We start from the raw sequence: 26,592 nt of genomic DNA, 5'->3' as shown, positions 1-26,592 counted from the left end.
GACGTTTTCTTAACGCGGGCCGGTAGCGGATTCTTAACGCCCGTCGCATAGCGTGTCGCTCTGCCGTCGCCCGACGGCGTTTTTACGGGGTCTTTAAACAAGAGGTGCAAGGTGGTTTCGTCGGGTTCGACGGAGACGGCGGAGTCGGATGCGCCGTCGGCGCGAATACGCCTCCGCAGCTGGCTGCTGGAGGACGTGACCGCGGAGAAGCCGGCGCAGACGTCCTCGGCGCAGGGCGCCCCCGAGGCGTCGGACGAGGCCGCGGCGGCGGGGGACTCCGCCGCGCCCGCCGCGCAGGGTGGGCACGTCGGCCAGCGCTGGTGGCGGGTGATGTGCCTGACCGGCCTGGACTACTTCTCGACGCTCGGCTACCAGCCGGGCATCGCCGCCCTCGCCGCGGGCGTGCTGTCGCCGATCGCCACCATCGTGCTGGTGGTGGTCACCCTGCTGGGCGCGCTGCCGGTCTACCGGCGGGTGGCCAAGGAGAGCCCGCGCGGCGAGGGCTCGATCGCGATGCTGGAGCGGCTGCTGTCGTTCTGGAAGGGCAAGCTGTTCGTCCTCGCGCTGCTCGGCTTCGCGGCCACGGACTTCCTGATCACCATCACGCTGTCCGCCGCCGACGCGAGCGCGCACCTGGTGGAGAACCCGCACCTGACGGGCTTCCTCGGCGGCAAGCAGGTGCTGATCACGCTGATCCTGGTGGCCCTGCTCGGCGCGGTCTTCCTCAAGGGCTTCAGCGAGGCGATCGGCCTGGCGGTGTTCCTGGTCGGGACGTACCTGGTGCTGAACGTGGTCGTGGTGGCCGTCGGCCTCTGGAAGATCATCGAGGCGCCGCACGTAGTCACCGACTGGACGGACGCGCTGACCGCCCAGCACGGCAACCCGATCGTCATGGTGGGCGTCGCCCTGGTGACCTTCCCGAAGCTGGCGCTGGGCCTGTCCGGCTTCGAGACCGGCGTCGCCGTGATGCCGCACATCAAGGGGGACCCGACCGACACCGAGGCCGACCCGGTGGGCCGGATCCGCGGCACCCGCAAGCTGCTGACCACCGCCGCCGTGATCATGAGCTGCTTCCTGATCACCACCAGCTTCATCACCACGCTGCTCATCCCGGCCGACCAGTTCAAGGCCGGCGGCGACGCCAACGGCCGAGCCCTGGCGTACCTGGCGCACGAGTACCTGGGCGGCGCCTTCGGCAGCGTCTACGACCTCTCCACCATCGCGATCCTCTGGTTCGCGGGCGCCTCCGCGATGGCGGGCATGCTCAACCTGCTGCCCCGCTACCTGCCGCGCTACGGCATGGCCCCGCACTGGGCCCGCGCGGTGCGGCCGATGGTGATCGTGCTGACCCTGATCGCCTTCCTGGTCACCTGGATCTTCGACGCGGACGTGGACGCCCAGGGCGGCGCGTACGCGACCGGCGTGCTGGTGCTGATCAGCTCTGCCGCCATCGCGGTGACCATCGCCGCCTACCGCAAGCGCGAGCGCGGCTGGACCATCGCCTTCGCGGTCATCGCGGCGATCTTCCTCTACACCACCGTGCTGAACGTGCTGGAGCGGCCGGACGGTCTGAAGATCGGCGCCTGCTTCATCGCCGGGATCATCCTGGTCTCGCTGCTCTCCCGGCTGCGCCGCGCCTTCGAGCTGCGCGTCACCAGCGTGGCCATGGACGACGTGGCGGAACGTTTCATCAGGGACTACGCGCACCGACCGCTGCGCCTGATCGCCAACGAGCCGAGCCACCGCGACATCGCCGAGTACCGCGACAAGATCCGCCAGATCCGCGCCGACAACGACATCCCCGGCGAGGACGACCTGGTCTTCGTCGAGGTGACCGTCCGCGACGCCTCCGACTTCGAGGCCGAGCTGACCGTGCGCGGCGAGGTGCTGCACGGCCGCTACCGGGTGCTCACGCTGGAGAGCTCCAGCATCCCGAACGCGCTCGCCGCGCTGGCGCTGAACATCCGGGACCGCACCGGGCAGCAGCCGCACCTCTACTTCGAGTGGACCGAGGGCAACCCCTTCGCCCAGTTCCTGCGGTTCTTCCTGTTCGGACAGGGCGAGGTCGCGCCGGTCACCCGCGAGGTGCTGCGCGAGGCCGAGCCGGACCGCTCGCGCCGCCCGCGGGTCCACGTCGGCTGACGTCCGTCCGGAAGCCAGTCGCACGACGGCCCGTCCGCTCCGGGTGAGTGGACGGGCCGTCGGCGTTCCCGGGGGCAACAGGACGCCGCCCGCGCCGGGGCGGGCGCGGGCGGCGGGTCGATGGATTCTGGAAGGGGTCAGGAGGGGAGGACGAGGACCATGCCGGGCTGGATGAGGTCCGGGTCCTCGCCGATGGTGTCGCGGTTGAGCTCGAAGAGCGCGGGCCAGCCGCCGGGGACGTCCAGGTTCTCGGCGAGTTCGCCGAGGGTGTCGTACCGGCGGACGGTCCAGGTGCCGTCCTCCGAGACGGTCGACGCCCGGGCGGCCGCCGGGGGTGGCTGGACGGCCTCGCGGCCCTTGCCGCGGGCGGCGCGGGCGCCACAGACGGGCCAGGGGGAGAGGCCGCGGCGGTCGGCGAGGTGCTGGGCGACGGCGATCTGCTGCTCGCGGGTGGCGAGGTCGGCACGCGGTGCGTAGGCGAGGCCGCCGTTCTCCCGCCACGTGGGCTGGTTGAACTGGAGGCCGCCGTAGTAGCCGTTGCCGGTGTTGATGCGCCAGTTGCCGTTGCTCTCGCAGGACGCCACGCGGTCCCAGTCGTACGAGCCGCCGTCCGACCTCCCGGGGTCGGACCCGGTGGCGCGGCCCGGTGGCGCGGCGTGGGCCGCGGGGGCGGCGAGGGCCACGGAGAGGGCGCAGAGCGCGGTCGGGACGATACGGCGTAGACGGGCGGTGGGAGGCATGCGCGGCTCACAGACTCGGGGACAAGGACCCGCGCCGTCCGCGGACGGCGCACTCCCACCCATGCACGTCGGACGGGATGCTCCCGCGCCGACACGTCCGACAGGTCACCCGCACGGCCGCCCGGGACCACCCCGGCGGCCCGCGGCCGATCGGCCGTCACCCTCACGGTCCGCCACCGACCCACAGTGGCCCGGACGTTCTCGAAGAAGGGTGCGAACGATGACGATCGATCAGGGCGCCGCGCGGGCCGAATCGGGCGTGATCGGCGGGTCGGGGCTGTACGCGCTGCTGGACGACGTGACCGAGCTACGGGTCGACACGCCGTACGGTCCGCCGAGCGACGCGCTGTTCCCGGGCGAGGTGGCCGGGCGCCGGGTCGCCTTTCTGCCGCGGCACGGGCGCGGCCACGGCCTGCCGCATCTGCTCGCACGCCCTGGACGGAGCCACCACCGGCCTGCCGGGCGTCCGCTGAGAACCCCCCGACGGCGTCCCCCGGCCGGCCGCGACCGGTCGGCCTGTCGGGGGACGGCGGTTCGGGTTCCGACGGCCACCGTTCGGGTTCCGACGGCGATCGTTCAGGTGCCGACGGCCACCGGCAGCTCGGCGAGGCGCCACTCCAGCATGCCGTCGTTGAGCCGGACCGCCCGCAGGCCGCGGGCGGTGAGCAGGCGGACGGCGTCGTAGGCCAACACGCAGTACTCGCCGCGGCAGTAGACGACCACCTCGGTGTCCGCGGGCAGTTCGTCCACCCGCTCGGCCAGCTCGTCGACCGGGATGGAGAGCGCGCCGGGGATGTGCCCGGCCAGGTACTCCTCGGCCGGGCGGACGTCCAGCACGACCACCTCGCCGGTCTCGGCGCGGGCGCGCAGCTCCTCGGTGTCGACCTCCCGCGCGCCGTCCTCGCCCAGGTAGGCGTCCAGTGCGGGCGGCACCGCCGCCTGGTGGCGCTCGGCGACCTTGCGCAGCAGGGCGAGCAGCTCGCCGACGTCCGGGCCGGAGAGCCGGTAGTGGATCCGGACGCCCTCGCGGCGGGTGGCGACGAAGCCGGCCTGCTTGAGTGCCTGGAGGTGGGCGGAGGCGGTGGTCAGGTTCAGCCCGGCCGCCTTGGCCAACGCGTCCACGGTGCGCTCGCCCTGGGCGAGCAGGTCGAGCAGCTCCAGCCGCTTTCCGCTGGCCAGGGCCTTGCCGCTGGCCGCGAACGCGTCGTACAGCTGTGCCTTCGCCTCGCTCTTGGCCATCTTGGTCACCGCTTCCTCCAGGGTTCCATGGAATATTGTACCGGGGCCTTTCTCCATAAATCCATGGAATATTGTTGATGCTGCCGGTCGCTGCGACCGAGCACACGACGCACACCGGAAGCACCCGTCGTCGACAAACCCACGCAGGAGAACCGATGAGCACCACGACCCCCGAAGCGCCCGCCCGGGAGGCCGCCCGACCGGTCCGGCTGGGCCTGCGGGAGAACTGGCTCCAGTTCTCCCTGCTGGTCGTGGTCACCGCCACCGTCGGCGGCCTGGTCGGGCTCGAGCGCACCACCGTGCCGCTGATCGGCTCCGAGGTCTTCCACCTCACCAGCGACCTCGCGGTCTTCTCCTTCATCATCGCGTTCGGCGTCACCAAGGCCCTCACCAACCTCGCCGCCGGTGCGCTGACCGCCCGCTTCCGCCGCAAGCGGCTGCTCGTCGCGGGCTGGCTCGTCGGCGTCCCCGTCCCGTTCGCCCTCGCCTGGGCGCCCTCCTGGGGCTGGATCGTGGCCGCCAACGTGCTGCTCGGCATCAACCAGGGCCTCACCTGGTCGATGACCGTCAACATGAAGATCGACCTGGTCGGCCCGGCCCGTCGCGGACTCGCCACCGGCCTCAACGAGGCGGCCGGCTACGCCTCGCTCGGCGCGACGGCCCTGGTCACCGGCTACCTCGCCACCTCCTACGGGCTGCGGCCGACGCCCGAGCTGATCGGTGCCGTCTTCGTCGTCGCCGGCCTCGCGCTCTCCCTGGCCGTCCGCGACACGGCGGCGCACGTCGCGCTGGAGCTCGCCCGGCACCCCACGCCCGACGGTGACGGCCCGCGCCCCGGCCTCTGGCAGACCTTCGCGCACACCTCCTGGCGGGACCGCTCGCTGCGCGGCGCCAGCCAGGCCGGCCTGGTCAACAACCTCAACGACGGCCTCACCTGGGGCGTCTTCCCGCTGCTGTTCACCGAGCACGGGCTCGGCCTGGCCGCGGTCGGCCTGATCAAGGGGCTCTACCCGCTGCTCTGGGGCTTCGGCCAGATCCCCACCGGTCACCTGGCCGACCGGATCGGCCGCAAGCCGCTGATTGTCACCGGCATGCTGGTGCAGGCCGCCGGCCTCGCCCTGGCCCTGGTGCTGCTCGACCGTCCGTTGTCGGCCGGCATCGTCTCGGCGGTGCTGCTCGGGCTCGGCACCGCGATGGTCTACCCGGCGCTGATCGCCGCCGTCTCCGACCACGCCCACCCGAGCCGTCGGGCCAACGCGCTCGGCACCTACCGGTTCTGGCGCGACATCGGCTACGCGGCCGGCGCCCTGCTCGCCGGAGTGCTCGCCGACGCCCTCGGCCTGCGTGCCACCATCGTGGCGGCGGCCGTCCTCACGGCGGCCTCCGGGCTGCTCGCCGCCCGGCTGATCCGCGAGCGGGCCGCACACTGATGCGCAGCCCCGAGGTCAACTTCCGTTTGCCGAAAGCGAATTCGATCGCGAAATCGAGGACGTCGGGCCTCTTGTCAAAGGTTAGGGAAGTTTCCTAACTTGATGTCATGTCCGAGACCGAGACCCCACGGCACTCCCGGCGTGACCTCCTCCGAGTCGGCGCGGCGGGCGGAGCGGCCCTCGCGACCGGCGGCCTCCTGCTGCCCGGTACCGCCCTCGCCGCCCCGGGCCCGACCGCCCTCGCCACCCCGACCGTCCCCGCCACCCCGACCGTCCCCGCACCCCGCAGCGAGCGGATCGCCGGATCCGCGCTGCGGCCCTTCGGCCGGCACCTCGCCTTCGGGGCCGACCCCTCCCAGCAGGTCGTCGTCTCCTGGCAGGTGCCGGACGCGGTGACCGCCCCCTTCGTCCGGCTCGGCGTCCAGCCCGGCGACTTCGGCGCCCCGATCGCCGCCGAGGTCCGCACCCTGGTCAGCAAGCTCTCCTGGCAGCACCCGGTCGAGGACCAGCCCCTGGTCAAGCCCACCACCGTCACCCAGTACTACCTGCACGCGCGGTTGGACCAGCTGATCCCGGACACCACCTACTACTACGTCGTGGGCCACCAGGGCCACGACCCGGCCGGTCAGGGCACCCGCCTCGGCGACATGGCGAGCTTCCGCACCGCGCCCGCTCCCGGCCGCGGCGCCGGGTTCACCTTCACCGCCTTCGGCGACCAGGGCATCGGGTACAACGCGGCCGCCACCGGCAACCTGATCGCCGGCCTCGACCCCGCCTTCCACCTCCACATGGGCGACCTCTCGTACGCCAACGCCGGGGGCAGCGGCAAGACCGACGACGCGTACGACGCCCGGCTGTGGGACTCCTTCTTCGTGCAGAACGACCCCGTCGCCTCCCGGACCCCGTGGATGCCGGCGATCGGCAACCACGAGATGGAGCCGTGGTACGGGGCCGACGGCTACGGGGGCATGCGCGCCCGGTTCACGACTCCCGACAACGCCTGGAACCAGTCCACGGGCATCTACTCCTGGCGGTACCAGAACGTCGGCCTGATCAGCCTCGACGGCAACGACGTCTGCTACAACACCCCGGCCAACCTCGACTACACCAAGGGCAAGCAGAAGAAGTGGCTGGAGAGCCGGCTCGCCGCGCTCCGCGCCGACACCGGCATCGACTTCATCGTCGTCTACCTGCACCAGTGCACCTACTCCACCTGCCACGACAACGGAGCCGAACTCGGCGCGCAGCAGGACTGGGCCCCCTTGTTCGACAAGTACCAGGTGGACCTGGTGCTCAGCGGCCACAACCACGTCTACGAGCGGACCGACCCCATCCGGGCCGGCAAGGCCACCCGCAAGGTCGCCTCCGGTGACACCGTCGACCCGGTGAAGGACGGCACCACCTACGTCGTCGCGGGCGGCGGTGGCGGCGGGCTCTACTCCTTCCCGGCGGCCGACACCTACCTCGGGCACGAGACCGCCAACGACAAGTCCGTCCCGATGGTGGTCTCCGACCGCGGTGGCCACAACCAGACCGTCAAGGTCACCTGGTCCAGGGTCCGCTACACCGGCTACTGCCTGGTCGCGGTCGACGTGACCCCCGCCGTCGCGGGCAGGCCCGCCCGGATGGAGGTGCGCTCCCTCACGGAGGACGGCACGGCGGTGGACCGGGTCACCGTGCAGCGGAGCCGACCGCAGACCCGGACCGGTTGAGTACTCCTACTCAGGCGGCCGGCGGTGCCACCCGGCGAGCATGGAGACGTCACCTCGCCGAAGTCCACGAAGGAACCGCCATGCTCAGCCGGATCGCCGGCACCCTGGTGCCCGTCCTCGGCCGCCTGTCCGTCACCTCCGAGGTGCCGGGCCCGATCGCCCCGGGCAGCATCGTCGCCGCCAACCACAGCTCGCTCGCCGACCCGGCCGTCGTGCTGGCCGCCCTCCGTCGGCTGGGCACCGAACCGGTCGTGATGGCGACCGCCGGGCTGTGGCGGGTGCCGGTGCTCGGCGCGGTGCTGCGGGCCGGCGGGCACATCCCCGTCCACCGCGGGACGGCCCGGGCGGCCACCGCCCTCGACCCGGCCGCCGAGGCGCTCGCGGCCGGCCGGGTCGTCCTGATCTACGGTGAGGGCGGCCTGCCGCGGCGCCGGGACTCCGGCGACACGGCACCGGGCGCCTTCCGCACCGGCCTGGCCCGGCTCGCGGCGGCCGCCGGCGCCCCGGTCGTGCCGCTCGGCCAGTGCGGCGCCCGCCGCCTCAGCTCCGGCGGCGCCGCCAAACAGCTCGCCGGATTCGCCACCGCCCCCCTGCGCCGCCCCGCCCTGCACGTCCACCTCGGCGCCCCGCTCCACCTGCCCGCCGACATCCCCGACGCCACGGCCGCCGCCCACCGGGCCGTCACCGCCGCCTGGCACATCGCCCAGCAGCGGTGCGGCCGGCGCTGATCCCGGCGCCGGGGCGCCAACTACGCTGGCGGGCATGGACTGGCTCGATCGGGTGGCGCGGCTGAGGCGCTGGACGAACAACGGTGTGCGGGCGCCGCACAAGCCACTGCTGCTGCTCTACGCCCTCGGCCGCCACCAGCAGGACGCGGACGGTGAACTCCGGTACAGCGCCGTCGAGGAGGAGCTGAGGCGGCTGCTGGCGGAGTACGGGCCGTCGCATCCGACGACTCCCGCGTACCCGTTCCACCACCTGGTCAGCGACGGAGTGTGGGAGGTCCGGACCGACCAGGGGGTGCGAGGGGCCGCTCAAGCCCGAGGCCTCCCGCGACGTCATCCGCTGTATCGCCCGAAGCATGTGAGACGGGAAGACCATGACTGTTCAGAACTGGCAGAAATCCTCATTCAGCGGCGACACCGCCAACTGTATCTACGTCGCAGCGGTGTCTGGTGGGGGCGTCAAGCTTCGCGAGAGTGATGACCCGGATGTCGTCATCATCATGCCGCCCGCTGTGCTCGGCGCCCTCCTGGACGGTGTCAAGGCTGGAGAGTTCGACCAGTTGGCGGGGTAGCCCGTCCCCTCATCCGCGGCCGGGGAAGATCCGGCCCAAGTGATAGTGCAGGACGGCGGTCGCCTCGGCCGCCGTCCGCTGCTTGAGCAGCACGCTGAGGCCCAGGCCGGCGGAGACGGCCAGGAGCACCACGGCCTCCTGACGGGGGTCCAGGCCGGGGGCGGTGTCCCCGGCCTGTCGGGCGGCGGTGAGTTGGGCGGCGAGGAAGGCCTCCATCTCGTTCGGCGCGGCCAGGAACGGCTGCCCGCCAAGGCCGGGATCGGTGACGGAGAGCACCGCGTACTCGGTGTAGACCAGGTGGAACGCCCGGCTCTCCTCGTCGGTCGGCACCGCCTCCAGCAGCACCGCCTCGATGATGCCGCGCGGATCACCGGCCGCCCCGCTCTCGCGTGCGCGCCGCTGCACGCGCTCGCCCATGCGGGTCGCCAGGCGGGTCATGGCGGCGAGCAGCAACTGTTCCTTGGTGTCGAAGTAGTACTGGACCAACCGCACCGAGACGCCCGCCTCGACGGCCACCGACCGCATGGTGACGGCGTGCAGTCCGCTGCTCGCCGCCGATCGCAGCAGGGCGTCGACGATGTGCGCCCGCCGCTCCTCGTGGTCCACCAGCTTCGGCATCGGGTTCCTTCCGGATATTTTTGTGGTACAACCATACCATCAAACAGGGGAGGGTGATCATGACCAGGACCACCGTCGGACACTTCGTCAGCGAGGCAGCCCGGGCGAAGTTCCTCGCGGCCTACGACCGGGCGATGGAACTCTGGCCGAGCCCGCGCCAGGAACTGGACGTCGAGACCGCCTACGGCAGCGTCCACGTCCACCGCTACGGCGCGGCGACCGGCGACCCGATCGTGCTGCTGCACGGCCACGCCGGACACCCGTCCAACTGGTACCCGCAGGTCGCCGCCCTCGGCGAACACCACCCCGTCTACGCGATCGACACCCTGGACGACCCCGGCCGCAGCGTCCAGCGCGCCGTCGCGGCCGGATCACCGGAGAACGCGGCCTGGCTGGGGGAGGTGCTGGCCGGCCTCGGGTTGGAGCGGGTGCACCTGGTCGGGGCCTCGTACGGCGGCTGGCTGGCACTCAACCAGGCCGTCCACGCCCCCGAGCGGCTGGCCTCCGTCGCGCCGCTCGACCCGGGCGGGATCGAGAAGGTGCCCGCGCGCTTCTACGTCCACCTGGTCGCCGGGCTGTTCGGCATGCTCGCCCCGCGTCCGCTGCGCCCGGCGGTCGGCCGGCTGCTGGCCAACCCCGCGCTGAGCGCGCCGCGTGAGATGACCGCGCCGCTGATGCTCGCGCTGCGGAGCTACAAGCCCAGCGGCCGCCCGCCGGTCCGGACGTTCACGGACGAGGAGTTGGCGTCGATCCGGGTGCCCGCGCTCGTCCTGCTGGGCAGGCGCAGTGCGCTGCTGCGGCCGCGCCGGGTGGTGGAGCGGGTCACCCGGCTGATCCCCGGAGTGCGGGCCGAGATCCTGGAGCGGGCCGGGCACGGGCTCAACCTGGAGCAGCCCGGAACGGTGAACGAGCGGCTGCTGGGCTTCATCGACGCGGTCGAGCGGGAGCGGCGGGCGGCGTAGCCGGGTGGCGGCCCGCGGTGCCCCGAAGGCCCCCGCCCGGTGGCGGGGGCCCGTCGGATCGCCCTGTGGCGCCGGCGTGTCAGGAGAACAGGCGGGCGTCGTTGTTCGCCGCGCTGTTGAGCGATCCCGCGTACCCCGCCGGGTAGGAGATCCAGAAGCCGTCGCTGATCTGGCTGACGTACACCGTGTGGCCGGTGTTGTTGACGATCGAGGCGGCGTTGCCGTACATGTTCTGGCCGTAGCCGGAGCCGTTCGCGTAGTGGGCGAAGGTGTAGTTGTGCAGGTCGAGGTTCTGGTTCGGCGAGAAGTTGTCGAACGATCCCCAGCCGACCCCCGGCGAGTTGTAGTACAGGCAGACGCTGCCGCTGGGGCAGGCCTCCACCCCGCCCGGGCCCGCCGCGTAGGCGCTCCCGGTGGCCAGGGCCACCGTGCCGGCCGTCAACGCCGCCACCGCCGCGATTCTGGCCGCACGCTGTCCGAACTTGATGCGCATTCCGTACTCCCGTCCCAGTCGACAGTGCAGGAAGGCCGGGCAGGCCGGGTCCCTTGCGGACCAGCGCCCCCGAGGCCTGGAACAGGCTGGCACGCCCGTCCCGTCCGCGCCACGGTTTCGCGCCGTTCCGGTTGTGCATACATGTGAAGGCGCCGGTCCCGGTCCTGCGGCGCTCATGCGGCCGAGCGCAGCGCGGTGGCCGCCCTCGCCTCGTCGTGGCGGCGCAGCACCAGTCGGGCGACGGTCGGGTGGGCGCCCAGGGGGGCGCTGGTCCAGGCGGCGGGAGTGGTGGCGGCGCGGCGGGCGAAGAGATCGGGGGAGAGCAGATAGGAGGCGAGGGCGACCTCGGGATGGCCGGCGGCCCGGAGCTCGGCGACCACCCGGTGCGGGGTGGGGGCGGCGGCCGAGAGGTGGGCGGGGAGGATCCTTCGGCCGAGGCGGGCGGCCGGCAGGGACGCCATCCGGGCGGTGCCGGCGAGGGCGGTGGGGTCGACTCCCGGCGCCGGTCCGCGGCCCTGATCGGGCTCGCGGGAGCGATCGGGGCGTTCGGCGGGGTGCTGGTGAACCTGGCGTTCCGGCGGTCCTTCCTGGTCGGCGGCAACGGGAACGCGGCGTACGGGGGATTCCTGGTGGCGTACGCGGGTTGCTCCGCGCCGACCTGGGTGGTCTGGCTCCGGCGGCGGTGACGGTCGGCGGCGGTCGGCGGCGGGGGCTGGGCTGTTGGCATGACGGTCAGGACGGCCCGGCGCGCGGGCGGTTCTGCAGGCGACTAGCGTCGGCCGCGACACGTCCTCGGACCCCGGAGGCCGCAGTGCAGCGGTGGATCATCACGACGGTACTCACCTCGGCCCTCATCGGCGTCACCGCGCTCGCCGGCGCCGCCGTGCCCGCCTGGGCCGACGACGACCCGGTCGCCACCACCGTCATCCTCGGTGAGGCCGTGATCGACCCCAAGGCCGCCGGCCGGGTCCGCGTGGAGATCGGGTACGTCTGCGCGAACGCGGAGGAAGCCCGCTCGCTCACCGTCTCGGTGGAACAGAAGGACCCGGAGGACACCACCGCCACCGCCTTCGGCTCCAGCCGGACGGCGGAAGCGGACATCGTCTGCGACGGGACGCCGCAGACCCGGGAGGTCATCGTCCAGTCCAAGACCTACAACTGGCTCCCGGACGTCGACGCCATCCTGACCGCCACCGTCGCCGACCTCGGCGCCACCCCGCCCGCCGCCGCCGACGCCAAGCGGGTCACGCTGGCCACCGCTGAGTGATGCGTTCCCGCGCCCGGGCCGCCGCCCTGGCGCTGCTGCTCGCAGCCGGTCCCGCCCTGACCGGCTGCGTCAGCGCGCTGGTGGGGCCGGCGCCGGAGGAGACCAGCAGCCCCGCCGTCGCGTCGCCGTCCCCGGCGAACTCCCCGGCGGCCTCACCCAGCCCGCCCGTCGTCGCCGGGACGGTGACGGCGCGCGACTTCTCCTTCGAGCCGGCCGACTTCACCGCCGGCCCCGGCGCGGTGGTCACCGTGACCAACACCGGCACCACCGCCCACACCCTCACCGCCCAGGACGGCACCTTCGACACCGGCCCCGTCGCCCCGGGCGCCACGGCCACGGTGACGGCGCCCGGCCAGCCCGGCGCGTACGCGTACCTGTGTTCCTTCCACCACTTCATGCGCGGCATTCTGACCGTGTCCTGAGGGGCGATTGCCCTACGCTCGTGCCCTGCACCTGGGGAGGGCACGAGGGATGGCCGACAGCACGTCGAACACGATGAGCGGCACGGTGAACGGGCTGGCCGTGCAGGCCGAGACCGTCAATTTCGTCGGGGGCCTGCCCCAGGTGGTGCCGGACACCGCCGACGACTGGGTGAAGCTCGTCGCACGCTCGCGCGTCTGGAAGCACGTCCGGGAAGGCTGGGGTGTCGAGCCCTATCGGCGTGTCGTGCTGGAGGCAGTCGGCGAGTTGGCCCGGCTGCGGGACGAGACGGTGCTCGCCGAGGACCCTTGGCAGGACCCCGGGATCGCGGAACGCTTCGCGAAGCGGGTCGGTTGGCTGCTCGGCGATGAGCGGCTTGGCCTCTACCCGGCGGAGGCAGCGCTGCTGGTGGTACTGCCGTTCCTCTACCGTGTCCGCTCGCTGCGCCTGGCGGCGGCGCGGGTATCCGCCCGCCCGACCGACCTTGTGCCGTCAACTGATGGTGGCGACCGCTCGGCCTACGAGCAGTTCATCGAGTCCCACGACCTGCTCGTGGGTCGCACCCGAACCCGCCCCGCCTCTGCCGTGCCCCTCGGCTGGTGGCTCTTCCACCGCTGGCTCGACCAGCACGAGGACCTCGCCGACCCCGAGGGTGTGCAGGAGATCCTCGGTCGACTCCCGGCTCTTGCCGACCTCGGCGAGACCTTCGCACTCAAGCGGGTCTGCGCCCTGCTGCACGGCCTGCGCCGGGGACCCGACGTCGGCAACCGTGACTACCTGGCGAGCCTCCGCGTGGACGACCACCTGAGGGCCCCTGGCGAACAGCAGGTCCGGGAGCAACGGTTGGCCCTGCTGCTGGCGCTGGCATACGGGACCGCCATCGAGATGACGGCTCTGCCCGAGATCGTGGCCGAACACCTGGGTATTCCGGACGAGGTCGACCTCACCGCCCTGCGCCGGACCTTGGACGAGGCCGCGTGGGGTGGCTCGTACGACCTTCCGGTACTGCGTGCCGAGTGCCGCCACGAGGCGGTGGTCGAGGGCCTGCACGAGTACACGGCCCGGGCCGACGAACTCCTCCACGCCGTCCGCCGCGTCCTCACCGATCACCCGCTCCCGACCCGCCTCACCTCGGACGAAGCCGTCCCCGCCACTGGTGCGTTCACCGGCTGGGCACGGTTCCGCATGGACGAACGCCGGGTGCGCAGTCTGCTGATGGGCGTGGAGCTGTATCGCGACCGGGACTTGGCCGTTCGCGAGCTCTACCAGAACGCCCTCGACGCCTGCCGGTACGCGCGAGCCAGGGTGCAGTACCTGGACCGGTCACGTCCCTCTTACCTGGGCGGCGGGACTTCCTACGACGGCCGCATCGAGTTCCGCCAAGGCGTGGACGAGGACGGCCGCGCCTACCTGGAATGCCAGGACAACGGCGTCGGCATGGGCGAGGAGGAGTTGCGAGGAGTCTTCTCCAACGCCGGCGCCCGTTTCGCGGAGCAGTTGGACTTCAAGCTGGAACGGGCAGAGTGGCGAAAGGTCGACCCGCCCGTCGAGCTGTATCCCAACAGCCGCTTCGGCATCGGCGTGCTGAGCTACTTCATGCTCGCCGACGAGATCAAGGTATCGACCTGCCGCATGGACGCCTCGGGCCGGTTGGGCCCGCAGCTGGAGGTCTCCATCTACGGCCCGAGCCACCTCTTCCGCATCGCCGAGCGGCCGGAACAGGGCCACGCGCCGGGCACCACCGTACGGCTGTACCTGCGGGACGACATCGAGATGGCCGCGTCGTGGTCGTGTGTGGACGTTCTTGAACGCCTCCTGGCCGTGGCGGAGTTCTCCACATCGGCGGTACACGGAGACCGGGCAGCAGTCTGGGATCCCGGAGTGCTGAAGCCTCGGGAGGCGCCCCGGAACGAACCCTTCGGCTTCAGCGCCCGGGGCCGGATGACGTCCTGGGCTGAGGCCCCAGAGGGCGTACAGGTGACGTGGTGCGAGCACGGTGGAGCCCTGCTCGTGGACGGCCTCGTGGTCGAGCCGGAGGTTGTCCGCGGGGTTCTCTCGCCGAGGGGGTTGTCCGGGGTCGTCCTGAACCTCACCGGCAGCCTGTCCCCGACGAGGCTGTCCGTGGATCGCCGCCGTGTCATCAGCGACCTGTCGGAGACGGTCCGGGAACTGCTGGAGGCGGCGGCTGACGAGTTCGTGAGCAGCGACTCGGCCGTGTTGAGCATGGCGTGGATCTATCAGGTGACGGAGCGGAACTACCACCTCGCCGACCTGGTGGCCACCGAAGTCATTCGAAAGGGCCGCCACTTCGAATTCCTCGGGGTCGAATACGAGACCCGTAACACGGGCTGCTTCCTGGCGGACGAGGGGATTCTCAAGTGGTCCGAGAACTCCGACCAGTTCGCTGGTGGGAGGGTTTCGGGCAATCCGCCCGATCACATCCTCCTCTGGCGGATGATGGCTCACGGGCGGGATCACGCGTTCCCGGAACTGTCCGCTCTTTGTCCGGAACTGCTCGTGTCCCGGAATGTACGCCCGGCGATGCCGTCCGACATCGCGGTGCTGGCGCCAAGGCATCAGGCCTTCGGGACCAGGTCGTGGACCCTGGAGAGTCCGGGCGAAGGGTGGGTTTCGGACCTTGGGCGGAATCTCGGCATCACGCCTGAGCAGGCCCGCGATCGGGCCGCTGGGCTCGGAGTGTTTCCCGTTGCCGATTTCCGTGTCCGGCTGGTGCCCGACCGCCAGGCCACGGTGGATCGGAACAGCGGTTACGCGGCCGAGGAGATGGACACCGGTGTCGGGGATCCTGAGCTTCGTGAGCTGGTAGAGCTGTGGCGGGATGATCCTGCCGAGCTGACCTACGACTTGATCTTCATGATTGCGGAACTCGATGGGAGTTCGTTCCGTGAGGTGATCGATCGGCTCCGGGCCCAGGGCGCCGAGATCCCGATTCTCCTGCCGGAACGACCGGACCGGCTGGACAGGGAACTCTTCTCGCCCGATGGCGCGATGGACTGGGACGACCTCCCGTTGGGCGACCCCGTGCCGTTCGCGCGCTTGATCCATGCGGCTCGGACGCTTCAGCGGGAGCCAGAGGAACTGGCTCGCCACCTGAGGATCCGCGGGATCGTTCCGTCCTCGGACAACCTGCCGGACGGGCTCACGGTCGAGCAGGCGTGTGATCTCCTCGACCGCGGCCAGTCGTGGTCGATCGGACTGTTGTGGATCGAGGACGTCACCCTGGCCGACTTGCTGAAGGTGTCGATGAGGACGGGGCATCCGATGGCGCGGATCACCAGGTGGTACCGCGAGTGGGGCCTCGACGTCCCCGACCCCGCCCAGCTGATCCGCGACGCCCTCGCCCGGGTCCCCATGGCCGACCCCTCCTGAGCACCGAATCCACCCGTGAACAGGGCTGCTGCATCGCCTCTCCTTGTTCTACAGTTCTGTAGAACTACAACGGGGCGACGATCGGGGACGAGCATGGACAGGCCGCTTCGGCTGCCGCAGCAGGATCGGGCGGACTTCGAGACGGAGCTCGGGCGGGCGTTGGCCGCGCCGCAGGTGCGGGCCGCGCTGCGGGAGACGGGGGAGGACGCTCGGGGGGTGGAGCGGTTGCGGCGGGCGGCGCGGGAGAACGCGGGGTTCGTGCTGGCCGCGGCGGCGCCGGAGTACGAGCGGTACGCGGCGTTGCGGGCGGATGCGGACGCGGTGGCGCGGGTGCCGGCGGAGGTGCCGGCGCGGGAGCGGGCGTCGGGGTGGTGGGGGGTGTTGGGGGTGGTCGTGCCGATCATCGCGGGGACGGCGGCGGTGATCTTCCTGCTGCTGGGCTCGGTGCTGGGGCTGGTCGAGGACCTGGGGGTGCTGGCGCGGGCGCTGGTGGAGGCCGGGTGGGTGTCGGCCGGGGTGGCCGCGGTGAGTCTGCTGGTGGGCGGGCTGGGGCTGCTGGGGGCGGCCCGGTCGAGGGGGGCCGGGGCCGGCGAGGCGTCGGACGGGCCGGGGGAGTTGCCGCTGGCGCGGGAGGCCTGGCGGTCGGCGTTGGCGGAGCGCGGGCTGGTGCCGTACCTGGTGGCGCAGGCGGGTGCGGCGCCGGGTCAGCGGCGCTGATCGAGTCTCGCCGAGCGGGCCGCGTCGACCAGGAGTTGGGCGGCGTCCGGGGGGATGGCCAGGCGGCGGGCGATCCAGGGGGCCGGGCGGCCGGCCCGGGCGAGCATCCAGGCGGAGTACAGGTGGCCGAGCTGGGGCGCGTTCTCGGCGAGCAGCAGTGGGCGGACGGCCTCCATCGGGAAGCCCTCGAGGGCGCGGGCGCTGTACTCGCGGCCGTTGGGGCCGGGCGGGGGCAGCGGGAGTGGGCGGCGGAGGTCGAGCCAGCGGCTGAGCAGCACCGCGCCGACCACCAGCAGGCCGGTGCCGGAGGCGCCGATCAGGATGCCGCCGATGACGGGGCGGTCCTCCTCCTCGGCCATGCCGAGGGCGATCTCCTCCAGGACGAGCAGGCTGAGCGCGGTGAGCAGCACCGCGGCTTCGGCGGGGCGCGGGTGGGTCCGGGACGTCGTCATGCGGAACCTCTTCCTCGGCAGGGCGGCCGGGGGTTTCGGGCGGGCGCGGCGATTCACCTTCCGTACAACGGCGGTGGGCGGCCTGGGGCACGCGTCAAGGCTCAGGCGGTGAAATCGCGGATCGGAATTGACGATTCGTCAAGAAGTCGATGTGGAGGGCCTGTTGGTCGGTCAGCCGGTTCTCGGAGGCTGGTGCCGCACCTCCTTCCGGTCGGGCGCGCCTGGGCGGCGCGTTCGTCGACGGGGTGAGGGGCCCGACTGCGGGTGGGCTTCGGGTCAGCATAGCCCGGGCATGCCAACTTCGACAGGATTGTCGAAGTTGCGGAGCCCGCGCTCGCGGCGGCGTGTCCGGGGGTGCCTGACCGGCTACTTTGAGTACGGAGCTCCGTTTCCACGACCGGGAGTCCACAGTGGTAGGGGAGGTCGGGACCGATGGGACTCACCAGCCACAAGCTGCTGGCCCTGACGGCGCTGCTCGCGGTGTTCACCGTGCTCGGCACGCTGTGGGTCTGGCCCTGGCTGGCCGTGCGGAGCTGGCCCGCGATGTTCCTGCGGCTCGGCACCATCGCCGTCACCCAACTGGTCCTGCTGGTGACACTGGGGCTCGCCGTCAACGACTACTTCGTCTTCTACGACAGCTGGTCCGACCTGCTGGGACGCGAACACGGCGCGGGCGTGGTCCATCAGACGGGTGGCGGCTCCGGTGCGGGTCCCGGCGTTGGTGCCAGTGCCAGTCCCGGGGCCAGTCCCGCTGTCGGAGCCGGTGCGGCCGGGGTGCAGGTGCTCGGCTCCGCGGAGATCACCGGCGTGGGGGCGGTCAGCCGCGATCCGGCTCGGATCGGGCGGCTCGACCGGGTGCGGCTGCCGGGTGCGACCACCGGGCTGAGCACCGAGGGCTACGTCTACCTGCCGCCGCAGTACTTCCAACCCGGCGGTGCGGAACGGCACTTCCCGGCCGCGCTGGTGATGACCGGCTTCCCGGGCGACGCCACCAACCTGGTGACCAGGCTCCGCTACCCGGCCGTCGAACTCGACCTGCTGCGCAAGGGGGCGATGGAGCCGACCGTCCTGGTGCTGATGCGGCCCTCGCCGACCATGCCCCGGGACAGCGAGTGCGAGGACATCCCGAACGGGCCGCAGGCGCAGAGCTACTTCACCACCGACGTGCCCGCCGACCTGCGGGCCTCCTACCGGGTGCTGGACGGCACCGGCAGCCTGGGGATCGTCGGCGACTCGACCGGCGGCTACTGCGCGGTCAAGCTGGGCATGGAGCACCCGCAGACCTTCTCGGCCGCGGTCTCGCTCTCCGGCTACTTCAAGGCGGCGGAGGACGCCACGACGGGCGACCTCTTCGCCGGCAGTCCGCAGCGCCGCGCCGAGGCCGACCTCGGCTGGCGCCTGGCCCACCTGCCGATGCCGCCCCTCGCGGTGCTGCTCGCGGACAGCAGGGCGGACGGCAGCACCTACGCCGACTCCAGCGCCTTCGCGGCGGCGGCCCGCCCGCCGCTCGTGGTCGCCCAGGAGACGGTCGACGCCGGCGGTCACAACTTCACCACCTGGGGGCGACTGCTCCCGCCCGCCCTCACCTGGCTGAGCGCCCACCTGCGGGGCCCCGCGTAGCACCCGTGCCCTGGGTGCTCCCGCGTACGTCAGCCGCGTACGTCAGTGCGTCGGGGCCGGCCGGGCCCCGTGGATCGCGGCGGACACCGACTCGTAGATCGGCACGTACATCGGCACGAACTCCTGGATCCTGGTGTTGGTCAGGAACCCGATGACGTGCCGGGCCCACTTGTTGCCGGTGGGGGACAGGACGAGTCGCAGGACCGTGCCCCGAGCCATCATCCGCCGGGAGGTGTAGATCAGCAGTCCGAGCCCCCCGCTGTCCACGAAGGAGCAGCCGCTCATGTCGATCACCAGGTGGAGCGGCTGCTGCTCGGGGTGGGATTCGGCGAGCCCGTTGAGCAACTGGCGGAGTGCGGGGGCCGCCATGCCGTCCATTTCGCCGACCACCCGCACGACGGTCCACGCCTCCAGGGTGCCGACCTCGACGTCCAGGGGGCTGGTCGTCGCGGCAACCGCGTCCGGGGCGCCGGGCGGAGCGACCTTCTCGAACACGAATCGCCGTGCCGGATCACCGGGCCCGGGAGGCGGCGGCTCGGTGATCACCACCCCCGTCCTGGCCGAGGTCCACCGCGCCCGGCACTCCGCCTCGACCGCCGGTCCTTCGTACCCGAGGACCCGAAGGACCCGGATGGCGTAGTCCAGTGGCATGAGGCTGACGCCGGACAGGCCGTCGTGCAGGGTGCTGCGCGGAATGGCCCAGCCCGAGCGGGCCGTTCTGCGCTGGAGTTCCCGGTAGGACGGATCCCCCGCGGCGATCTTCATCCCCTGCAGCCACTTCGCGAACGCGGCGACCGGCGGCGCCGCCTGCCGTCGAGCGGTCTTCTCGGCCTGGACGGCCACTCTCCTGCTCCTCCCCGGCACGGTCCTGCGCGCCGGTACGTAGCGTACGAGAACGACCGCGCCCCGTTGCGGTGTTGGTGGGGCGGAAGCTGTCCGGATACGTCCGGAGGGATGGCGGGCGGGGGTCGCTACCGGGCTGAATATGACCAGCCGGACACGGACCGGCCGCACCGGCCGGCCGGCGGCACCGGACACGGACCGGCCGCACCGGCCGCGCCCGGCGGCACCGGCCGTGTCCCGCCGTGGCGGTCACACCGGGACCGTCACATCTGCCCTACCGGCCAGGCCGGTTGTTCCGAGCACCAGGGAGAAGACATGTCGACGCACAGCCCCCGTTCCGGCCGCCGCACCCCGCGCGGGGGCTTCACGGTTCCGTACCGCTGGGCGGCCGGCGCGGTGGACGTCCTGCTGGTGGCGGGGCTGATCCGGTCCGGCCTCGGCGCCGTTCCGGCGGTTGCCATCGGGATCGGGCTCCTGCTCGTGCCCTGGCTGCTCACCAGGGACGTCCGCCGCTGAACGGCCCCTACAGTCCGAACGGCCCGACCCCCGGCCCCGCCGCCGAGGCCCCGTCAGCGGGCCAGCAGCGGGAGCGGTGCGCCGGTGCGGGCCGGGAGTTCGAGGCGGGTGAGCAGGGCCGAGGGCGAGACCTCGACCACCCGGCAGCCGGCCCGGTGACGGCAGTGGCGGGCGACGGAGCCGTGCCGCAGGCGGTCCAGGCGGCGACGGGTGGCGGCGCCGAGCACGAGCAGGTCCTCCGGGCCGGTGACGGCGCCGACCAGGGCGGGGCCGGGCTCGGCGTTGACCACCAGCGGGTGGATGACCAGGTCGGACGGGTAGCCGCCGTAGGCCTGCTCGAAGGCGATGTCGAGGCGCCGGCGGGCGGCGTGCTCCAACTCGGAGTGCGGGCGCAGGCCGTCCCGCTCGTTGGTGGCCCAGGCGGCCACGGGCACCAGCACCGCCCGGTGCCGGGCCGCCTCGCCGACGGCGTGGTAGAGGGCGGCCAGACTGCTCAGTGATCCGCTCAGGCCGACGATCACTCGGGTGGTCCCGGTCATGGCCGTTCGCCTCCGTCTCTCCGGCGGCTCTCTCCATCGGGCTCCGCCGGTTCGGCACTCCTTGCTTCGGATGACTCCAGTGAACCCCGGAACGGATCCCTCCGTACCGCTGCTGACACCTCCATGACGCAGGCCGCACACATCTTGACGGCCTTCTGACAGGGCCGCGGGGATCTCCCGGGCGGCGCGCTCCGACCGGGGCCCCGACCGGTCCGTCAGCCCAGCCCCGGCACGAACTGGATCAGCAGGTCGATCGCCTTGATGCCGAGGAACGGCAGCACCAGCCCGCCCAGCCCGTACACCCGCAGGTTGCGACGCAGCAGGTCGGTCGCCGAGGCCGGCTGGTAGCGCACGCCGCGCAGGGCGAGCGGGATCAGGGCGATGATGATCAGTGCGTTGAAGATGATCGCGGAGGCGATCGCCGAGGTGGGGCTGTGCAGTTCCATGATGTTGAGGTGGTGCAGCCCGGGATAGGCGTTCGCGAACATCGCGGGGATGATGGCGAAGAACTTGGCCACGTCGTTGGTGATCGAGAAGGTGGTCAACGCTCCTCGGGTGATGAGGAGTTGTTTCCCGACCCGGACGATGTCGATCAGCTTCGCCGGGTTGGAGTCGAGGTCGACCATGTTGCCGGCCTCCTTGGCGGCAGGGGTGCCGGAGTTCATCGCGACGCCGACGTCGGCCTGGGCGAGTGCGGGGGCGTCGTTGGTGCCGTCGCCGGTCATCGCAACCATGTTCCCGGCGGCCTGCTCGCGGCGCAGGTGGGCGAGCTTGTCCTCCGGGGTGGCCTCGGCGAGGACGTCGTCCACCCCGGCCTCGGCGGCGATGGCGCGCGCGGTCAGCGGGTTGTCCCCGGTGACCATGACCGTACGGATGCCCATCCGCCGCAGCTCGGCGAAGCGTTCGGCGATGCCCTCCTTCACCACGTCCTTGAGCTCGACCACGCCCAACGCCCGTGCGCCGTGCCGGTCGTGGACGGCGACCAGGAGCGGGGTGCCGCCGGCCTCGGAGATCCGGTCCACCAGCGGCTTGGCCTCCGTCGGCAGCCGCCCGCCGGAGTTCACCACCCAGCGGGCGACGGCGCCGGCCGCCCCCTTGCGGATCAGGCAGGTGGTGCCGTCCGGCCAGGCGAGGTCGACGCCGCTCATCCGGCTCTGCGCGGTGAACGGCACGGGCTGCTGCTCGCCCAGTTCGCCCGGTGCTCGTGGCGGCAGCCAGTACTGACGGCTCGTCAGTTCGACCAGCGACCGCCCTTCCGGCGTCTCGTCCGCGACGGAGGCCAACTGGGCGGCCTCGGCGAGCTGTTCGATGGTCGCGCCGGGCAGTGGGTGCAGGGCGACGGCCCGGCGGTTGCCGTGGGTGATGGTGCCGGTCTTGTCGAGCAGCAGCACGTCCACGTCCCCGGCGGCCTCCACCGCCCGGCCGGAGAGGGCGACCACGTTGCGCTGCACCAGTCGGTCCATGCCGGCGATGCCGATCGCCGAGAGCAGCGCGCCGATGGTGGTCGGGATGAGCGCGACCATCAACGCCACCAGCACGACGGTGGTTTGGGGAGCGTGGGCGTAGATCGCCATCGGCTGGAGCGAGACGACGGACAGCAGGAAGACGATGGTCAGCGAGGCCAGCAGGATGTTGAGCGCGATCTCGTTCGGGGTCTTCTGCCGGTTGGCGCCCTCGACCAGGGAGATCATCCGGTCGACGAAGCTCTGCCCGGGGCGGGAGGTGACCCGGACGACGAGGTGGTCGGAGAGCACCCTGGTGCCGCCGGTGACACCGGTGCGGTCGCCGCCGGACTCCCGGACCACCGGTGCGGACTCCCCGGTGATCGCGGACTCGTCGACCGTGGCGACGCCCTCGACCACCTCGCCGTCCTGCGGGATCACCTCGCCGGTCCGGACCAGGACGATGTCGTGAAGCAGCAACTGCTCGGCGGGGATGACCTCGTGGCGGTGGTCGCGGGTGCCGACCCGCCAGTGCAGCAGCCGCCGCGCCGTGGTGGCGGACTGGGCGCGGCGCAGCGAGTCGGCCTGCGCCTTGCCGCGGCTCTCCGCGACGGCCTCCGCGAGGTTGGCGAACAGCACGGTCAGCCAGAGCCAGAAGGAGATCACCCAGGAGAAGACGCTCGGGTGGAGGACGGCGCTGATGGTGGTGAGCGCGGAGCCGGTCTCGACCACCAGCATCACCGGGTTGCGCGTCATGGTCCGTGGGTGGAGCTTGCGGACGGCGGCGGGCAGCGCCTCGGCGAGCTGACGGCGGGTGATCAGCCGGCGCCGCCCGCCCGGCGAGGTGGGCCGGTGGCTCGGTGGCGGCGTGGGCGCGGAGGCCGGGGAGGGCTCCGGGCGGCGGAACCAGTTCTGATCGGGCGAGATGCCCGGGGATGTGCCCGGGGTGGTGCCCGGCGTCGTGCCAGGGGTGGAGTCCGGGGTGGTGAGGGCCGAACGGCGCATCGTCTCGGGGCCTTCCGGGCCGCCCGGCTGACAGGGGCGGCGGGTTTCGGGGGAGCGGCGGGAACGCCGGACAGCCCACCATCCGCCCGGCGGGGAACATGCCGGTCTTGACACAGGCTTGGCGGCGGGACGGCGGTCCTTGACGGCTCCCTGACAGCGGCCCGGCCGGGATGTCAGGGAGCCGTCAAGGACTGCGACCGCGCCGTACGCCCTGCGTCAAGGACGGGTGCGGTCGGCGTGCGGAGGGTCTCCACTGGAGGGGTACGGCCGCACGGGCCGCCGCCATCCGAAGGGACCTCGCCATGACCACTGCCGCCGCCCTCATCGACGTCGACGAGCCGCTGGAGCGGACGGTCCGCCCGGTGCCGGTCGCCTGGCGCCGGGACCGCCCCGAGCCGCCGGAACCGGCCCCGGCGGTCGACCGTGCCCGCACCCGCCCGGCGCACTGCCGGTTCGCGGTGCACTACGAGGACTGACGCCCGCGGGAGCACCCCGCAGCCCACCCGTCACCACAGGAGCAGCCGCCATGACCCAGCTCGTCGCCCCCACCGCCCCCGTCGTCCCCACCGCCCCCGCCGACGCGCTCGGCGGCCCCTGGCCGGCCTCGGCGCGGCCCGGCCGGGGAGCCGAGCTGCTGGTCGGCGGCGTGGGGCTGGCCGAGGCCGCCGAGCGCTTCGGCACCCCGCTGTACGTGCTGGACGAGGCCGAGGTCCGGGGCCGGGCCCGGGCCTACCGGCGGGCGCTGCCGCACGCCGAGGTGCTGTACGCGGCCAAGGCCTTCCTGTGCAGCGCGATGGCCGACTGGGTGGAGCAGGAGGGGCTGGGGCTGGACGTCTGCTCGTCGGGCGAGCTGTGGCTGGCGGTCTCGGCGGGCTTCCCGGCCCAGCGGATCCTGCTGCACGGCAACGCCAAGTCCCCGGAGGAACTGCGGCTGGCCCGCAGGCTGAGGGTCGGGCGGATCGTGATCGACGGCCCGGCGGAGATCGCGCGGCTGGCGGCGCTGGTGGCCGCCGACACGCCGCAGAAGGTGCTGGTCCGGGTGGTCCCCGGGATCTCCGCCGGGCACCACGCGGCGGTGCGGACGGGTGTCGGCGGGCAGAAGTTCGGCTTCCCGGTCGAGGGCGGTGACGCGGCGGACGCCATCGCCCGGGTGCTCGACCAGCCGGGGCTCGAACTTGCTGGTCTGCACTGCCACTTGGGCTCGCAGATCACCTCGGTGGAGCCCTACCTGCTCGCGGTGGACGCGCTGGTGCGGCTGCTCGCCGAGGTGCGGGAGCGGCACGGCGTGGAGCTGCCGGAGCTGGACCTGGGCGGCGGCCACGGCATCCGCTACCTGCCCGGGGACGCCGAACTGGACCTCGTCGAGTTCGCGGTGCGGGTGACCGACCGGTTGGCGGTGCGCTGCGCCGAGGCCGGGCTGGACGTGCCCCGGCTGCTCGTCGAACCCGGCCGCGCCGTCGCCGGACCGGCGGCGGTGGCGGTCTACCGGGTGCTGTCCGTCAAGCACACCGCCGACGGCCGCTGCTTCGTCGCGGTGGACGGCGGCATGAGCGACAACCCGCGCCCGGCCCTGTACGGATCGCCGTACACGGTGCGGCTGGTCGGCCGCCGCTCGGAGGCGGGGGAGGCGACGGTGGACGTGGTCGGCCGCCACTGCGAGGCCGGCGACGTGCTCGTCCGGGACGCCTCGCTGCCCGCCGACCTGCGCCCGGGCGACCTGCTGGCCATGCCGGCGGCCGGCGCCTACCAGCTGTCCATGGCCTCCGGCTACAACCTGGTCGGCCGCCCGGCCGTGGTCGCGGTGAGGGACGGCCGGGCCCGTCTCCTGATCCGCCGGGAGACGGTCGAGGACGTCCGTCTGCGCGAGGTCGGCCGCTGAAGGGGGGGCTGGCCCGCGTGAGAAGTCGGCCCGGCCGACTTCTCACGCACGCCCTCACGCACGCCCTCACGCACGCCCGAAACTCCGTTGAACCGGTGCGACCCGGAAGGCCGTTGACGAAGATGATCACCTTCCCCGCCGTCCGACAGGAACCCCATGGGTCGACCCTCCTCTCCCGATGCCCGCACCAGGCCCCGGCGGCGACTTCGCCGACTGACCCACCTGGTGACGGCATGTGTCGCCGCGAGCGCGGCCCTGCTCGCGCCCGCCTCCGCCGAGGCGAGCGGGTCGAGCAACAGCGACGCGTACAACAACCTCGGGTCGACGTCCCGGGCGGACTGGATGCGGAACCTCGCCGGTGACACCTGGCTGGCGTCACTGTCCCTGCCCGGCACCCACGACACGCTCGCCATCCACGGGGGCGACCCCGTCCGGACCCAGCAGGACTTCGGCGACAGCGCCAACACCCTGAGCGCGCAACTGGATCGCGGGATCCGCGCCATCGACATCCGGGTCCGGGTCACCGAGAACAAGTACTTCACCGTCCACCACGGGTCGTTCTACCAGAACGCCAACTTCGACGACGTCCTGGGCAAGGCGAAGGACTTCCTCGGCAAGCACCCGAGCGAGACGATCGTGATGCGGTTGCGCGCCGAGTGCCCGCTCGGTGGCGGCGGCACGTTCGAGTGCGACGACGACCCGAAGACGGTCACCAACGACAGGCGCAGGGAGATCTTCGCGGACTACGTGTCCCGGTATCCCGACCTGTTCTATGCCCCGTCGGTGGTCAAGGGCACCAAGGCCTACGTTCCCCAGCTCTCGCAGGTCCGCGGGAAGCTCGTGCTGGGCAGCTTCGACGGTCTCGACAGCGACAGCTACGGGATCGGGACCTTCAACGACCACCAGGAGGACCACTTCGACGTGCCCGACGCCCGCAGGAAGTGGGAGTACGTCAAGGCGAACATCGACCGGGCGGTCGGCGACGGCAGCGGCCAGATGTTCGTGACGTACACGTCGGCGTCCAACGCCCCCCTCCTGAACCCGCACGCGTACGCGGGCGGACACGTGACCTACGTGGGCAAGGCGCCTGTCAACCTTCCAGGCGTCAACTACCAGCTGATGAACTACCTCAACAACGGCGGGGGCAAGGGCCGCCTCGGCGTCGTCATGATGGACTTCCCGGGCTGGGCACTGGTGGAGAACATCATCGCCCGCAACCAGGAGCACGTCGTCAAGGGCGCCCACCAGGCCGTCTGGCTGGTCAACGCCGACAAGACCTACGTCGACAGCAAGTACCACCGGTGCATGGTCCGGGGGCCGGAGTTCGACAGTTCCAACTCCGGTGGTCTGGTCACCCAGCGCGCGTGCCAGTCGTCGCCGCCCAGCAGCCACCAGTGGGGAGCCGAACGGCCCTCGAGCTACGACGGCCAGGGCTACTACTGGATCAAGGCGAACAACGGCAAGTGCCTGACCGTCCCCTACAACAACGGCACCCCGCCGGCGGCCGGGACCCAGTTGTACTGGTGGGGCTGTGAGACCCGTTGGTTCTCGGGCAGCCAGCTGTGGAACGTCATTCCGACCCAGATCGAGGTCGGGGGCAAGCGCACGACGGCCTACAAGTTCATCAACCAGTGGACGGGCCTGTGCGTGTCGGTGGACCCGGCCACCGCGTCCACCGCGGGCGGCAAGGTGACCCAGGACACCTGCCCGGCCTGACGCGCATTGCCCTCCGCGCCCCGACTCCCCCGGCCGGGGGGGGGGGGGGGGGCGGGGGGGGGGGGGGGGGGGGGGGGGGGGGGCGGCGGGGGGGGGGGGGGGGGGGGGGGGGGGGGGGGGGGGGGGGGGGGGGGGGGGCGGCCCCACGGCGGG

At 72.4% G+C, this 26,592-nt stretch carries 25 protein-coding genes and 2 pseudogenes; 18 read left to right on the top strand and 9 right to left on the bottom strand.

All coding sequences use genetic code 11. The annotated features are described in order from the left end of the window. Positions 1-330: 330 nt before the first annotated feature. The gene (locus ACIQ87_RS30485; protein ID WP_402412891.1) at positions 331-2,142 is read left to right on the top strand and encodes an amino acid transporter; all 1,812 of its coding nucleotides are present in this window, start codon (positions 331-333) and stop codon (positions 2,140-2,142) included. Between the two features lie 137 nt (positions 2,143-2,279). Here the strand turns inward: ACIQ87_RS30485 and ACIQ87_RS30480 are convergent, their stop codons facing one another. Further along, a complete protein-coding gene (locus ACIQ87_RS30480) occupies positions 2,280-2,882 on the bottom strand; it encodes a transglycosylase family protein (RefSeq protein WP_402412842.1) in 603 nt (200 codons plus the stop codon). Positions 2,883-3,102: 220 nt separating this feature from the next. On the opposite strand from ACIQ87_RS30480, the pseudogene ACIQ87_RS30475 reads away from it, so the two are divergent. Continuing rightward, positions 3,103-3,384 (top strand): annotated as a pseudogene (locus ACIQ87_RS30475) (hypothetical protein); the annotation flags it as partial. A 74-nt stretch (positions 3,385-3,458) separates the two neighbouring features. On the opposite strand, the gene ACIQ87_RS30470 reads toward ACIQ87_RS30475, so the two are convergent. After that, positions 3,459-4,121: an ArsR/SmtB family transcription factor gene (locus ACIQ87_RS30470; protein ID WP_402412888.1), complete on the bottom strand. Its 663-nt coding sequence runs from the start codon at positions 4,119-4,121 to the stop codon at positions 3,459-3,461. A gap of 155 nt (positions 4,122-4,276) precedes the next feature. Here ACIQ87_RS30470 and ACIQ87_RS30465 point away from each other — a divergent pair, with 155 nt between their 5' ends. From ACIQ87_RS30465 to ACIQ87_RS30445, 5 genes and pseudogenes are all read left to right on the top strand, one after another. After that, on the top strand, positions 4,277-5,551 hold the full coding sequence (locus ACIQ87_RS30465; RefSeq protein ID WP_402412840.1) for an MFS transporter: 1,275 nt from the start codon (positions 4,277-4,279) through the stop codon (positions 5,549-5,551). A gap of 107 nt (positions 5,552-5,658) precedes the next feature. Beyond that, positions 5,659-7,263, top strand: coding sequence for a purple acid phosphatase family protein (locus tag ACIQ87_RS30460; RefSeq protein WP_402412837.1), 1,605 nt, complete (start codon positions 5,659-5,661; stop codon positions 7,261-7,263). Between the two features lie 80 nt (positions 7,264-7,343). After that, positions 7,344-7,991, top strand: a complete 648-nt coding sequence (locus tag ACIQ87_RS30455; protein ID WP_402412835.1) for a lysophospholipid acyltransferase family protein — start codon at positions 7,344-7,346, stop codon at positions 7,989-7,991. 34 nt (positions 7,992-8,025) lie between these two features. Next, positions 8,026-8,283, top strand: a pseudogene (locus ACIQ87_RS30450) (restriction endonuclease); the annotation flags it as partial. 79 nt (positions 8,284-8,362) lie between these two features. Continuing rightward, on the top strand, positions 8,363-8,560 hold the full coding sequence (locus ACIQ87_RS30445) for a DUF397 domain-containing protein (protein ID WP_402412833.1): 198 nt from the start codon (positions 8,363-8,365) through the stop codon (positions 8,558-8,560). Between the two features lie 9 nt (positions 8,561-8,569). Here ACIQ87_RS30445 and ACIQ87_RS30440 read toward each other — a convergent pair whose 3' ends face one another. Beyond that, the gene (locus ACIQ87_RS30440) at positions 8,570-9,178 is read right to left on the bottom strand and encodes a TetR/AcrR family transcriptional regulator (RefSeq protein WP_402412830.1); all 609 of its coding nucleotides are present in this window, start codon (positions 9,176-9,178) and stop codon (positions 8,570-8,572) included. A gap of 59 nt (positions 9,179-9,237) precedes the next feature. On the opposite strand from ACIQ87_RS30440, the gene ACIQ87_RS30435 reads away from it, so the two are divergent. Next, on the top strand, positions 9,238-10,140 hold the full coding sequence (locus tag ACIQ87_RS30435; protein WP_402412827.1) for an alpha/beta fold hydrolase: 903 nt from the start codon (positions 9,238-9,240) through the stop codon (positions 10,138-10,140). Between the two features lie 79 nt (positions 10,141-10,219). Here ACIQ87_RS30435 and ACIQ87_RS30430 read toward each other — a convergent pair whose 3' ends face one another. Together ACIQ87_RS30430 and ACIQ87_RS30425 are read right to left on the bottom strand one after the other, a co-directional pair. Beyond that, positions 10,220-10,633, bottom strand: a complete 414-nt coding sequence (locus ACIQ87_RS30430) for a peptidase inhibitor family I36 protein (protein WP_402412825.1) — start codon at positions 10,631-10,633, stop codon at positions 10,220-10,222. Positions 10,634-10,806: 173 nt separating this feature from the next. Continuing rightward, on the bottom strand, positions 10,807-11,094 hold the full coding sequence (locus ACIQ87_RS30425; RefSeq protein WP_402412822.1) for a hypothetical protein: 288 nt from the start codon (positions 11,092-11,094) through the stop codon (positions 10,807-10,809). Positions 11,095-11,193: 99 nt separating this feature from the next. Between ACIQ87_RS30425 and ACIQ87_RS30420 the strand changes: the two genes are divergently transcribed. The 5 genes from ACIQ87_RS30420 (at position 11,194) to ACIQ87_RS30400 (ending at position 16,427) form a co-directional block, all read left to right on the top strand. Continuing rightward, a complete protein-coding gene (locus ACIQ87_RS30420; protein ID WP_402412819.1) occupies positions 11,194-11,319 on the top strand; it encodes a hypothetical protein in 126 nt (41 codons plus the stop codon). Positions 11,320-11,444: 125 nt separating this feature from the next. Beyond that, positions 11,445-11,900, top strand: a complete 456-nt coding sequence (locus ACIQ87_RS30415; protein ID WP_402412817.1) for a hypothetical protein — start codon at positions 11,445-11,447, stop codon at positions 11,898-11,900. Beyond that, a complete protein-coding gene (locus ACIQ87_RS30410; protein WP_402412814.1) occupies positions 11,900-12,322 on the top strand; it encodes a cupredoxin domain-containing protein in 423 nt (140 codons plus the stop codon). Before ACIQ87_RS30415 ends, ACIQ87_RS30410 begins: the two co-directional genes overlap by 1 nt. A 49-nt stretch (positions 12,323-12,371) precedes the next feature. Further along, positions 12,372-15,710 carry a hypothetical protein gene (locus ACIQ87_RS30405; protein WP_402412812.1) on the top strand — a complete coding sequence of 1,113 codons (3,339 nt, stop codon included), beginning with the start codon at positions 12,372-12,374 and terminating at the stop codon, positions 15,708-15,710. Positions 15,711-15,803: 93 nt separating this feature from the next. Continuing rightward, complete coding sequence (locus ACIQ87_RS30400; protein ID WP_402412809.1) at positions 15,804-16,427, top strand: hypothetical protein; 624 nt, start codon at positions 15,804-15,806, stop codon at positions 16,425-16,427. Here the strand turns inward: ACIQ87_RS30400 and ACIQ87_RS30395 are convergent. Beyond that, the gene (locus tag ACIQ87_RS30395; protein WP_402412806.1) at positions 16,415-16,879 is read right to left on the bottom strand and encodes a hypothetical protein; all 465 of its coding nucleotides are present in this window, start codon (positions 16,877-16,879) and stop codon (positions 16,415-16,417) included. The two genes, ACIQ87_RS30400 and ACIQ87_RS30395, sit on opposite strands and share 13 nt — an antisense overlap. A gap of 432 nt (positions 16,880-17,311) precedes the next feature. Here ACIQ87_RS30395 and ACIQ87_RS30390 point away from each other — a divergent pair, with 432 nt between their 5' ends. Then, positions 17,312-18,499: an alpha/beta hydrolase gene (locus ACIQ87_RS30390; RefSeq protein ID WP_402412803.1), complete on the top strand. Its 1,188-nt coding sequence runs from the start codon at positions 17,312-17,314 to the stop codon at positions 18,497-18,499. A 42-nt stretch (positions 18,500-18,541) separates the two neighbouring features. Here the strand turns inward: ACIQ87_RS30390 and ACIQ87_RS30385 are convergent, their stop codons facing one another. After that, positions 18,542-19,342, bottom strand: a complete 801-nt coding sequence (locus ACIQ87_RS30385; protein ID WP_402412800.1) for an STAS domain-containing protein — start codon at positions 19,340-19,342, stop codon at positions 18,542-18,544. A 315-nt stretch (positions 19,343-19,657) separates the two neighbouring features. Between ACIQ87_RS30385 and ACIQ87_RS30380 the strand changes: the two genes are divergently transcribed. After that, a complete protein-coding gene (locus ACIQ87_RS30380) occupies positions 19,658-19,858 on the top strand; it encodes a hypothetical protein (protein WP_402412798.1) in 201 nt (66 codons plus the stop codon). A 53-nt stretch (positions 19,859-19,911) separates the two neighbouring features. Here the strand turns inward: ACIQ87_RS30380 and ACIQ87_RS30375 are convergent, their stop codons facing one another. Further along, the gene (locus ACIQ87_RS30375) at positions 19,912-20,397 is read right to left on the bottom strand and encodes a universal stress protein (RefSeq protein WP_402412795.1); all 486 of its coding nucleotides are present in this window, start codon (positions 20,395-20,397) and stop codon (positions 19,912-19,914) included. 215 nt (positions 20,398-20,612) lie between these two features. Further along, positions 20,613-22,844 (bottom strand): potassium-transporting ATPase subunit KdpB, encoded by a 2,232-nt coding sequence (kdpB, locus tag ACIQ87_RS30370; RefSeq protein WP_402412792.1) that lies wholly within the window; start codon positions 22,842-22,844, stop codon positions 20,613-20,615. 302 nt (positions 22,845-23,146) lie between these two features. Here kdpB and ACIQ87_RS30365 point away from each other — a divergent pair, with 302 nt between their 5' ends. The 3 genes from ACIQ87_RS30365 (at position 23,147) to ACIQ87_RS30355 (ending at position 26,439) form a co-directional block, all read left to right on the top strand. Then, complete coding sequence (locus tag ACIQ87_RS30365; RefSeq protein ID WP_402412789.1) at positions 23,147-23,320, top strand: hypothetical protein; 174 nt, start codon at positions 23,147-23,149, stop codon at positions 23,318-23,320. A gap of 50 nt (positions 23,321-23,370) precedes the next feature. Continuing rightward, the gene (gene lysA / locus ACIQ87_RS30360) at positions 23,371-24,723 is read left to right on the top strand and encodes a diaminopimelate decarboxylase (protein WP_402412786.1); all 1,353 of its coding nucleotides are present in this window, start codon (positions 23,371-23,373) and stop codon (positions 24,721-24,723) included. A gap of 156 nt (positions 24,724-24,879) precedes the next feature. Then, the gene (locus ACIQ87_RS30355; protein ID WP_402412783.1) at positions 24,880-26,439 is read left to right on the top strand and encodes a phosphatidylinositol-specific phospholipase C domain-containing protein; all 1,560 of its coding nucleotides are present in this window, start codon (positions 24,880-24,882) and stop codon (positions 26,437-26,439) included. The last annotated feature ends 153 nt before the right edge of the window (positions 26,440-26,592 follow it).

Source organism: Kitasatospora sp. NPDC096204, assembly GCF_044763205.1.
In the GTDB taxonomy this organism is placed as follows: domain Bacteria; phylum Actinomycetota; class Actinomycetes; order Streptomycetales; family Streptomycetaceae; genus Kitasatospora.
The sequence above is the reverse complement of the archived record's forward strand: the minus strand, read 5'-3'. Positions and strand labels throughout refer to the sequence as shown.